Raw genomic sequence first — 11,166 nt, forward strand, 5'->3', positions numbered from 1 at the left:
TCACCACTCTGACCAGGCGATTCCATATCGCAACCTCTTGTTCCCTCCCCTCCTGGAGGTGTCAGATGTCCTTCGTTATTGCGGTACCGGAGTTTGTCTCGGCGGCGGCTTCGGATTTGGCGAACATTGGCTCGACGATCAGCGCGGCCAATGCGGCGGCGGTGGCCCCGACGACGGGGGTGCTGGCCGCCGGCGCCGACGAGGTGTCGGCGGCCATCGCCGCGCGTTTCGGGGCGCACGCGCACACGTATCAGGCGCTCAGTGCGCGGGCGGCGTCGTTTCACAACGAGTTTGTGCAACTCATGAATGCCGGCGCGGGGCAATACGCAATGACCGAGGCCGCCAATGCCTCACCTTTGCAGACCGTCGGGCAGGATCTGCTCAACGCGGTGAATGCGCCCACCCAGGCGCTTTTGGGGCGCCCGCTGATCGGCAACGGCGCCAACGCGCCCGCGGGCAGTGGGTTGCCCGGCGCGCCCGGTGGGATCTTGATCGGCAACGGCGGCGCCGGCGGGTCGGGCGCCTTCGGCACCGGCCAGGCCGGCGGGGCCGGCGGGGCCGCCGGGCTGTTCGGCAACGGCGGGCCCGGAGGAGCTGCGGGGGGCTCACCGGCCGGCAACGGCGGGGCAGGCGGCCCCGGCGGGTTGCTCTTCGGCACCGCCGGGACCGGCGGCACCGGCGGGGTCAGCCTCGGCGGCACGGTCGGCGGGGCCGGCGGGGCTGGCGGGGCCGGCGGGCTGTTCCGCTCCGGCGGGACCGGCGGCAACGGAGGGCTGGCAACGAACGGCACCGGCGGGGCCGGCGGGTCCGGCGGGCCCGGCGGGCTGTTCGGCTCCGGCGGCACCGGCGGGGCCGGCGGGTTCGGCGGCTTCGCCGGCGGGGCCGGCGGGGCCGGCGGCACACTAGGCGGGCTGTTCGGCTCCGGCGGGGCCGGCGGCGCCGGCGGGGACACGGACCTCGGTACCGGCGGGGACGGCGGCGCCGGCGGCAACGCCGCCATACTCTCCGGCTCCGGCGGGGCCGGCGGCAGCGGCGGGTTCGGCGGCACCGGCGGGGAAGGCGGGGCCGGCGGCAACGCGGGCACACTCTCCGGCTCCGGCGGGGCGGGCGGGATCGGCGGGGCTGGCGACACGGCCGGCGGGGGTGCCGGCGGGAGCGGCGGCAAGGCCGGGTCGATCGGAAACGGCGGTGGCGGCGGCGCCGGCGGGCAGGGGGTGTCCGGTACCGGCGGTAACGGCGGTAAGGGCGGCAACGCCGTGCTGATCGGCGACGGGGGTAACGGGGGTGACGGGGGGACCGGCGCAAGTCACAGCGGCACCGGCGGCTCCGGCGGCACCGGTGGGCTGCTGCTCGGCCAGAACGGGACGACGGGTTGATGTAGCCGCGGGCCCGCGGGCCCCATCCCGGAGCTTACAGGCTGTTCAGGATCTCCCGGGCCAGCGCCGCGGTCTCCGACGGGGTCTTGCCCACCTTGACGCCGGCCGCCTCCAGCGCTTCCTTCTTGGCGGCCGCGGTGCCCGACGAGCCGGACACGATGGCGCCGGCGTGGCCCATCGTCTTGCCTTCCGGCGCAGTGAATCCCGCGACATAGCCGACGACGGGCTTGGACACGTTGGCCTTGATGTAGTCGGCCGCACGCTCCTCGGCGTCGCCGCCGATCTCGCCGATAATCACGATGAGCTTGGTGTCGGGATCCTTCTCGAAGGCCTCGATGGCGTCGATGTGGGTGGTGCCGATCACCGGGTCACCGCCGATGCCGATCGACGTGGTGAACCCGAAATCGCGCAGTTCGTACATCATCTGGTACGTCAAGGTGCCCGACTTGGACACCAGCCCGACGGGACCGGGTCCGGTGATGTTGGCCGGGGTGATGCCGACCAGCGCTTGGCCCGGGGTGATGATGCCGGGGCAGTTCGGGCCGATGATGCGCGTCTTGCCGCCCTTCTGCACGTTGTAGGCCCAGGCATATGCGGTGTCCTGCACCGGAATTCCCTCGGTGATGACCACCAGCAGCGGGATTTCGGCGTCGATCGCCTCGATGATGGCGTCTTTGGCGAACTTCGGCGGCACGAAGATGATCGACACGTCGGCGCCGGTCTCCTTCATGGCCTCCGCGACGCTGCCGAACACCGGCAGCTTGATCACGCTGCCGCCCTTGTCCTCGTGGGTGACGGTGGTGCCCGCCTTGCGTGCGTTCACCCCGCCGACGATCTGCGTGCCCGCCTTGAGCATTCGGGCGGTGTGCACGGTGGCCTCGCTGCCGGTGATGCCCTGGACGATGACCTTGTTGTCCTTGTTCAGAAAGATCGACATATCCAGAAGTCCTCTCAGGCGCTCGCCAGCTCGGCGGCCTTGTCGGCGGCCTCGTCCATCGTGGGCACCAACGTCACCAAGGGGTGGTTGGCCTCGGCCAGGATGCGCCGGCCTTCCTCGACGTTGTTGCCGTCGAGCCGCACCACGAGCGGCTTGTTGGCCTCGTCGCCCAGGATTTCCAGCGCCTTGACGATCCCGGTGGCCACCGCGTCACACGAAGTGATGCCACCGAACACGTTGACGAACACGCTCTTAACTTGCGCGTCGCCCAGAACCACGTCCAACCCGGCGGCCATCACCTCGGCGGAGGCCCCGCCGCCGATGTCGAGGAAGTTGGCCGGCTTGACTCCCCCGTGCTTTTCCCCTGCGTAGGCGACGACGTCCAGCGTCGACATCACCAGGCCTGCGCCGTTGCCGATGATGCCGACCTGTCCGTCGAGCTTGACGTAGTTGAGGTCGTGCTCTTTGGCCTTGAGCTCCAGCGGGTCGGTGGCGTCGCGGTCCTCGAATTCGACGTGACCGGGGTGGCGGAAGTCGGCGTTGGCGTCCAGGGTGACCTTGCCGTCCAAGGCCAGGATCCGATCATCGGGGGTGCGCACCAACGGGTTCACCTCCACCAGGGTGGCGTCCTCGGCTACGAAGAGCTCCCACAGCTTGGAGATGGTGACCGCGGCGGCGTCGAGCACCTCGGCCGGCAGGTGACCTTGCTCGGCGATGGAGCGCGCGGTCGCCAGATCGACTCCCATGACGGCGTCCACCGGCACCTTGGCCAGCCGGTCTGGCTTGGTGGCGGCCACCTCTTCGATCTCCATGCCGCCCTCCACCGAGCACATCGCCAGGTAGGTGCGGTTGGCGCGATCGAGCAGAAAGGAGATGTAGTACTCCTCGGCGATGTCGCTGGCCTCGGCGACGAGCAGCTTCTTGACGACGTGGCCCTTGATGTCGAGGCCGAGGATGTTCTTGGCGTGCTCGTAAGCGTCTTCCGCGGTGGCGGCATATTTGACGCCGCCGGCCTTGCCGCGACCGCCGATTTTGACCTGTGCCTTGACCATCACCGGATGACCGATCTCTTCCGCGATGGCCTTGGCACCCTCGGCGGTGTCGGTGACCCGACCGGGTGTGCTCGGGACGTTGTGCTTGGCGAACAATTCCTTCGCCTGGTACTCGAAAAGATCCATGGGCTCCACGTCTTCGTATCGGCCATTAGGGAGGCTTACTTATGCACGAAGCCGGTTCGGCAACTCGCACGGTGGAACTGTATCCACCCGTCAAATCGCTGCTGACGCCGCATCCACCCATGTGACAGGGGTCACCGAACGTTCATAAATCGGTTGCGTGATCCAACTCACATTCTCGCCACGGACCTCGGGCCCGGGTTGCCAGCGCTATTGGTCAACGGATACCGTCTCAGGGTCCAGATAACGTTATGGTCACGATCCGAGGACATCTCAGCTTGTCCCAGCACCGTCTCACCCGGTCTCGCGCCGCTGCAGGAGCAGCTCGTCAGGGCCGTGAACGCTGGTTAGACGATCACCGCAACGAAGTCACCGAAATCCTCCCGCTCGACGGTTTCGGCGACCTCGATGACCTCTACGAGATCGACGAGCTGGAATCCAGCCTGGATTTCGAGGACTGCACCTTCGATAACGCGGAGCAGGTGCTGCTGGCCCCCGAACTCGACGATCTGCACGAGATCGACAACCTGGCACCCGTATGGCTGGCCGCGCCGCCCACAGAGGTTCTGGTCCGGGTGGCCTTGCCGGACACTCCCGAGCCAGACACCCACGTGCAGCCTGAGGTACGGCATGTCTTGGACCTCAGCGACGTCAGCGGTGCACCGCGGCGTTCAGGCCAACACCGCAGGGAACCGACCAGCGCGGCCAGGGGCCGCCTGCTGATCTCGGCAATGGCCGCCGGCGCGGCAGCCGCGGCGGCGCACACCGCGACCAGTCACGCCGACACCCCGAAAACGGAGGCGGTGCTGACGGCGAGCTCATCGATGCTCACCGGTGCGGGCAACAACGAACCCCGGGGCGTGCAGGTCGTCGCGGTCGAGCCGGCGGCGAACGTCGCGGTACACAACGAGGAGCTGGCCAAGGGCGCGGCCTTCGCCCAGGAGCGTGCTCAGCGTGAGGCGCGGCTGCAGCAGCCGCTGTACGTCATGCCGACGAAGGGCATCTTCACCTCGAATTTCGGCTACCGCTGGGGCGTGCTGCACGCCGGCATCGACCTCGCCAACTCGATCGGGACCCCGATCCTTGCGGTGTCCGACGGTGTCGTCATCGACGCCGGTCCGACCGCCGGCTACGGAATGTGGGTCAAGCTGCGCCATGCCGACGGCACGGTCACGCTGTACGGCCACATCAACTCCGCGCTGGTCAGCGTCGGCCAGAGCGTGATGGCGGGCGACCAGATAGCCACCATGGGCAACCGGGGCAATTCCACCGGCCCGCACCTGCATTTTGAGGTGTTGCTGGGAGGCACAGAACGCATTGACCCGGTGCCGTGGCTGGCCAAGCGCGGACTCTACGTGGGCAACTACACCGGTTAACCTGGTGAGGTGACCGCGCCGAGCGACCCCCAAGCGCAACCGACGGAACCACCCGGGCCCTCGTCATCCGACGAATCCCGGACGCGGATCATCCGGCGCGCACCCACCGGGCCAATTCCGACGATTGCCGAGACGCCGACCACTCACATTCCCCGCGAAGCCGTCACGGCTGCAGCCGCGCACGGGGCCACCGACGAGCCGAGCTCTCGCACCGCGGTCGCCGCCTGCGCGGTCAGCATCGTCAGCGGCTGGGCCACTTCGGTGGTCGCCACCGCTCTGATCACCGGCTGGTGGCAGTTGAACCGGCTGTTCTGCATCGCGGTCGCGTTCCTCGCCTTGGTTTTTGGCATCTCCACCGTCTGGGGCGTCGTAGCGTTGTTGCAGCGGCGGCCGATCGGGCGCTGGCTCATCGTGGTTGGCGCGATCGTCGCGCTGGTTACTTACGGTGGGTTGTTCATTGCGGGCGCGCAGGTCGCGTGGATCGTATACATCATTCCCACGCTGCCTTTGGCCAGCATCGTGCTGGCGTTGCACCCACGCACCAAACGCTGGCTAGCCGAGTAGTCACCGTTCGCCGAACGTGTTCTGAGGGCGGGAATTTCGCCGTTTCTTCGCCCTGACTTCACGCTCGGCGCGAAAGGCGCTAAAGCTTGCTGAGCGGGGCGTGGTTGTGCATCAGCTTCACCCGTCCGGAGCTGCCGAAGTCGATCAGCGACATCGCTGATTCGCCGACGCCGGAGACTTCCTCAACCCGGCCCAGCCCGTACTTGTCGTGGGTCACCCGGTCGCCGGGCTCGAGCACCAGCAGTGGCCGCTTGCCGACGCCCGAGCGGGTAGGCGCCGCGCGCGGCGTACCGAACCGGCCGGCGCCGCTCACCGGCGCACTGAACGACGGAGTGGGGGCACTGCGCCGCCAGTCGATCAGCTCCTGCGGGATTTCCCGCAGGAACCGCGACTCCGGGTTGAGCATCGGCTGACCCCACGAAGACCGGACGATCGCCCGACTCACGTAGAGCCGTTGGCGGGCCCGGGTGATGCCGACATAGGCCAGCCGCCGCTCCTCGGAGAGTTCGCCTGCGTCGTCCAGCGACCGCATGTGCGGGAACATTCCGTCCTCCCAGCCGGTGACGAACACCACCGGGAACTCCAAACCCTTTGCGGTGTGCAACGTCATCAGCGTCACCACACCGGCGCCGTGCTCGGGGATCTCGTCGGTGTCAGAAACAAGCGACACCCTTTCCAGAAACGCCGCCAGCACACCGGTGTCCGGCACGTCCTCGTCGTCGAAGTCGGAGGCCTCCAGCGCGGCGGCCGCTTCACTAGTTTCCAAGGCCTGGTCGGTACTGAATTCGTGTGCGACGCTGACGAGTTCGTTGAGGTTGTCCAGCCGGGCCAGCTCCTGCGGATCGGTGGACGATTCCAGCTCTCGACGGTATCCGCTGCGTTCCAGCACCGATTCGACCAGATCGCCGAGATCCCCTTGAGATGGGTCGAGGTGACCGCGCAGTTCGTCAAGCAACCCGACGAACGCCGCGATCGCCTTCTCCGAACGGCTATTCAGCATCGGCACTTTGCCTTCGGCCGCCGCTTGCAGCGCGTCGGCGAAGCTGGAGCCGGTGTTCTCGGCGTAGACCGACACGCACGCCTCGGCACGATCGCCGATGCCGCGACGCGGTGTGTTGAGGATGCGCCGCATGCTGACCGCGTCGCCGGGGTTGTCCAGCACCCGCAGGTAGGCGATCATGTCGCGAATCTCCTTGCGCTCGTAAAAGCGCACTCCCCCAACGACTTTGTACGGAATTCCGGCGCGGATGAACACCTCTTCCAACGACCGCGACGAGTTGTTTGTCCGATAGAAGACGGCCACATCGTTATAGGTGATCTCGCCGCGCTCGGCGAGCGCATCGATCTCTTCTGCGACGAACCGGGCCTCGTCGTGCTCATTGTCGGCAACATAGCCGACGATCAGCTCCCCGGCGCCGGCGTCGGTCCACAGCCGCTTCTCACGGCGCCCCGAGTTACGGGAGATCACCGAGTTGGCCGCTGACAGAATGTTCTGTGTCGAGCGGTAGTTCTGTTCCAGCAGAATCGTTTTCGCGTCGGGGTAGTCGCGTTCGAAGTCCTCGATGTTGCGGATCGTCGCGCCGCGGAACGCGTAGATCGATTGATCGGCGTCGCCGACGACGCAGAGCTCGGCCGGCGGCACCCCGTCAGCTGAAGGGTCGGGTGAAGCCTCCGATTCCGGGGCGCCGCGACCGGCCAATTCCCGCACCAGCACGTATTGCGCATGGTTGGTGTCCTGGTATTCGTCGACCAGGACGTGGCGGAATCGCCGCCGGTAATACTGGGCGATCTGCGGGAAAGCCTGCAGGATCCCCACGGTTTCGCCGATCAGGTCGTCGAAGTCCAGCGCGTTGGCCGTCCGCAGCCGCCGCTGGTACTCGCCGTACACGGAGGCAACGGTGCGGGTCAGCTCGTCGGAGGAATCCGACAGGTCGGCCACCGCCTGGTCGGGGTCGATCAGTTCGTTCTTCAGGTTGGAGATGGCGTTTGCCAGCAGCCGCGGCGAGAACCGCTTGATGTCCAGCCCCATGTCGCGGCCGATCATCTGCAGCAGACGCCGCGAGTCGTCCGCGTCATAGATGGAAAAGTTCGAGTTGAGGCCGTTGATCAGCGACGCCTGGTTGCGCAGAATGCGCACGCACGTCGAGTGAAACGTCGACACCCACATCGCGCGGGCCCGGTTGCCCACCAGCCGCACCACCCGCTCGCGCATCTCGGCCGCGGCCTTGTTGGTGAAGGTGATGGCCAGAATCTGACCGACCCCGACGCCCCGGGCCGCGATCAGGTAGGCGATGCGCCGCGTCAGCACCGCCGTCTTGCCCGAGCCCGCGCCCGCGACGATCAGCAGCGGCGAGCCTTCATGCACCACCGCCTGGCGCTGTTGTGGGTTGAGCCCGTCGAGCAGTTGATCCGCTTCGGGGTTGGCTTCAGTGTTAGTGGTCGCGTGCACAGTCATGTCTGTCCAAACTTACCGCCGCCCGGCGACGCCTCCGGCGTCACGCCACGCGTTCAAGTCGCCAACCACGTCGCCAACCAAGTCCCAGCTTTCACTTGAGTCGCCGGAGGATCCCGTGTTGGGGTTCTGTCCAGCTCTGAGCGACTATCCGGGATCAGAAGCGCCGGACCTGTTTTTGCACAGGAAAGGCCATTGGTGGCACACTCGGGTTCGTGCTCAACAGGCAGCGCCGATTTTTCTACGGGTACCGACCAGCGGTGCCCGTGGTCTAGCTGCATTCGCAGAGCCCCGTGGTCCGCTTCCGGACTCGGGGCTCGTCTCTTTGTGAGGCCCGATACCGGATGAGACCAGAACCCCCACATCACGAGAACGCGGAGTCAGCAGAAATGAACACTGAAACGGTCGACACCGAACAGACGGTCGACATCGAAGAGCTACGTCAAGAGATCGACAGGTTGGACGCCGAGATCCTCGCCGCGGTGAAGCGGCGCGCCGAGGTGTCCCAGGCCATCGGCAAGGTCCGAATGGCTTCCGGCGGCACCCGGCTGGTGCACAGCCGCGAAATGAAGGTTATCGAACGCTACAGCGAGCTGGGTCCCGACGGTAAGGATCTGGCGATGCTGCTATTGCGTTTGGGCAGAGGACGACTCGGCCACTAAACGGTTACTACCGTCGTTACCTTCCGCCGATTTCCGCTTTGCTGCGGTAAATTGCGGCGGAAATGAGGACGGCAGAAGCAACTGGGCTTTCGCCATTACGCCGGCTGGTGTTCATATCAGCCGCAATGTTGCTCGCCTTCCTCGCCGCGACGTCGACGTCGTCCGCCTGGTCCCGGCAAGGCCTGCCGATCGAGTACTTGGTGGTGCCGTCGGTGTCGATGCAGCGCCAGATCAAGGTGGAGTTTCAAGGCGGCGGCCCGCATGCCGTGTACCTGCTCGACGGGATGCTCGCCCAGGACGACTACAACGGCTGGGACAAATACACCTCGGCGTTTGAGTGGTTCGATCAGTCGGGCCTGTCGGTCGTCATGCCGACGGGAGGAATGGCCAGCTTCTATGCCGACTGGTACCATGCAGCGACCGGCCATGGCCGCGTGCAGACCTACAAGTGGGAAACCTTTCTGACCCAGGAGTTGCCCACCTGGCTGGCGGCCAACAAAGGCATCAGCCCGTCGGGCAACGCCGCGGTAGGTGTATCGATGTCCGGGTCGGCGTCGCTGATCCTGGCAGCCAAACACCCGCAGAACTTCATCTATGCGGCCTCCATGTCGGGCTTCCTCAACCTGTCCGCCGGACAATGGCCGTCGCTAGTCGGTTTCGCGATGATGGGCACCGGCGGCTATCGCGCCGAAGACATGTGGGGCCCGCCGACCGACCCGGCGTGGGCAAGCAACGATCCGACGGTCAATGTCGCGAAACTCGTCGCCAACAACACTCGCCTCTGGGTGTATTGCGGCAACGGCACGCATTCGGCGGATTTGAGCGGCGACAATCCGGGCGCCGGCATGCTGGAAAACGCGACGCGGTTGAGCAACAAGATTTTCCAGAGCAGATACCAGAGCTACGGCGGGCGCAACGGCGTGTTCAACTTCTCCGATAGCGGCGGCCACACCTGGCAGTACTGGGGCCCGCAATTGCAGGGCATGAAGCCCGACCTACAGCGCGTGCTGGGCGGTGGGTGAACGGCAGTTGACGAGGCCGCCACTCCCCACCCGGCGGCACTAGGGTCGAACCATGACCTCCGTGCGATCAATCCCTGACATCACCGCCACCCCGGCCTGGGATGCCCTGCGCAGGCATCACGACGACATCGGCGAACGACACCTACGCCAGTTCTTCGACGACGATCGCGATCGCGGCCGTGAACTTACGGTCAGCGTCGGCGACCTCTACATCGACTACAGCAAGCACCGCGTCACCCGCGATACGCTGCGGCTGCTGATCGACCTGGCCCGGGCGGCCAACCTGGAAGAGCGCCGCGATCAGATGTTCTCCGGAGTTCACATCAACACCTCGGAGGACCGCGCGGTGCTACACACCGCGCTGCGGCTGCCGCGCGATGCCGAGCTGACCGTTGACGACCAGAACGTCGTCGAGGACGTCCACGCGGTGCTGGACGCGATGGGTGACTTCACCGATCGGCTGCGCAGCGGCGAATGGACCGGAGCCACCGGCAAGCGCATCAGCACCGTCGTCAACATCGGGATCGGTGGATCCGACCTCGGTCCGGTGATGGTGTACCAGGCCCTGCGCCACTACGCCGACGCGGGGATCTCGGCGCGCTTCGTGTCCAACGTCGATCCCGCGGACCTGATCGCGGCGGTAGCCGATTTGGATCCTGCCACAACACTTTTCATCGTCGCGTCCAAGACGTTCTCCACACTGGAGACGCTGACCAATGCGACCGCCGCACGCCGCTGGCTGACCGCGACGCTGGGCGACGCCGCGGTGGCCAAGCATTTCGTCGCCGTCTCCACCAACAAGCGCCTCGTCGACGACTTCGGCATCGACACCGCCAACATGTTCGGGTTCTGGGATTGGGTCGGAGGGCGGTATTCGGTCGATTCTGCGATCGGGCTGTCGCTGATGGCGGCCATCGGGCGGGAGGCCTTCGCCGACTTCCTGTCCGGATTCCACATCGTCGACGAACATTTCAAGACCGCGCCGCTGGAGTCCAACGCGCCGGCGCTGCTCGGCCTGATCGGGCTTTGGTACTCCAACTTCTTCGACGCGCAATCGCGCGCGGTGCTGCCGTACTCCAACGACCTGGCGCGTTTCGCGGCCTATTTGCAACAGCTGACCATGGAATCCAACGGCAAGTCCACGCGTGCCGACGGCACACCCGTCAGCACCGATACCGGCGAAATCTTTTGGGGCGAACCGGGAACCAACGGCCAGCACGCCTTCTACCAATTGCTGCATCAGGGCACCCGGTTAGTGCCGGCCGATTTCATCGGCTTCAGCCAGCCCCTCGACGACCTACCCACCGTCGAGGGCACCGGCAGCATGCATGACCTGTTGATGAGCAACTTCTTCGCCCAGACCCAGGTGCTGGCGTTCGGCAAGACTGCGGAAGAGATCGCTGCCGAGGGCACGCCCCCCGACGTGGTGCCGCACAAGGTGATGCCCGGCAATCGGCCGTCGACTTCTATCCTGGCCAACCGGCTCACGCCGTCGGTGCTGGGGCAGTTGATCGCGCTCTACGAGCATCAGGTTTTCACCGAGGGCGTGATCTGGGGTATCGACTCGTTCGATCAGTGGGGTGTGGAGTTGGGCAAGACGCA

9 protein-coding genes are annotated in these 11,166 nt (G+C 66.4%); 6 read left to right on the forward strand and 3 right to left on the reverse strand.

The window, feature by feature from the left end; genetic code table 11:
* Positions 1 to 65 precede the first annotated feature (65 nt).
* Positions 66 to 1,376 carry a PE family protein gene (locus ACLP9N_RS40305; RefSeq protein ID WP_442412628.1) on the forward strand — a complete coding sequence of 437 codons (1,311 nt, stop codon included), beginning with the start codon at positions 66 to 68 and terminating at the stop codon, positions 1,374 to 1,376.
* Between the two features lie 34 nt (positions 1,377 to 1,410).
* On the opposite strand, the gene sucD is transcribed toward ACLP9N_RS40305, so the two are convergent.
* Positions 1,411 to 2,313, reverse strand: a complete 903-nt coding sequence (sucD, locus tag ACLP9N_RS40310; protein WP_442412629.1) for a succinate--CoA ligase subunit alpha — start codon at positions 2,311 to 2,313, stop codon at positions 1,411 to 1,413.
* 14 nt (positions 2,314 to 2,327) lie between these two features.
* Positions 2,328 to 3,491 (reverse strand): ADP-forming succinate--CoA ligase subunit beta, encoded by a 1,164-nt coding sequence (sucC, locus tag ACLP9N_RS40315; protein ID WP_442412630.1) that lies wholly within the window; start codon positions 3,489 to 3,491, stop codon positions 2,328 to 2,330.
* 275 nt (positions 3,492 to 3,766) lie between these two features.
* Between sucC and ACLP9N_RS40320 the strand changes: the two genes are divergently transcribed.
* Together ACLP9N_RS40320 and ACLP9N_RS40325 are read left to right on the forward strand one after the other, a co-directional pair.
* Entirely contained in the window at positions 3,767 to 4,864 is a 1,098-nt protein-coding gene (locus ACLP9N_RS40320) for a M23 family metallopeptidase (protein WP_442412631.1), read from the forward strand.
* Positions 4,865 to 4,873: 9 nt separating this feature from the next.
* Positions 4,874 to 5,428 carry a hypothetical protein gene (locus ACLP9N_RS40325; protein WP_442412632.1) on the forward strand — a complete coding sequence of 185 codons (555 nt, stop codon included), beginning with the start codon at positions 4,874 to 4,876 and terminating at the stop codon, positions 5,426 to 5,428.
* Positions 5,429 to 5,507: 79 nt separating this feature from the next.
* Here the strand turns inward: ACLP9N_RS40325 and pcrA are convergent, their stop codons facing one another.
* Positions 5,508 to 7,883, reverse strand: coding sequence for a DNA helicase PcrA (gene pcrA, locus ACLP9N_RS40330; RefSeq protein WP_442412633.1), 2,376 nt, complete (start codon positions 7,881 to 7,883; stop codon positions 5,508 to 5,510).
* Positions 7,884 to 8,224: 341 nt separating this feature from the next.
* On the opposite strand from pcrA, the gene ACLP9N_RS40335 reads away from it, so the two are divergent.
* From ACLP9N_RS40335 to pgi, 3 genes are all read left to right on the forward strand, one after another.
* Positions 8,225 to 8,542: a chorismate mutase gene (locus ACLP9N_RS40335; RefSeq protein ID WP_442412634.1), complete on the forward strand. Its 318-nt coding sequence runs from the start codon at positions 8,225 to 8,227 to the stop codon at positions 8,540 to 8,542.
* Positions 8,543 to 8,604: 62 nt separating this feature from the next.
* Entirely contained in the window at positions 8,605 to 9,564 is a 960-nt protein-coding gene (locus tag ACLP9N_RS40340) for an esterase family protein (RefSeq protein ID WP_442412635.1), read from the forward strand.
* 52 nt (positions 9,565 to 9,616) lie between these two features.
* Positions 9,617 to 11,166 (forward strand): glucose-6-phosphate isomerase (gene pgi / locus ACLP9N_RS40345; RefSeq protein WP_442412636.1); only part of this gene is annotated, 1,550 nt, incomplete at its 3' end.

It is taken from the genome of Mycobacterium sp. (genome assembly GCF_052144515.1).
In the GTDB taxonomy this organism is placed as follows: Bacteria; Actinomycetota; Actinomycetes; order Mycobacteriales; family Mycobacteriaceae; genus Mycobacterium.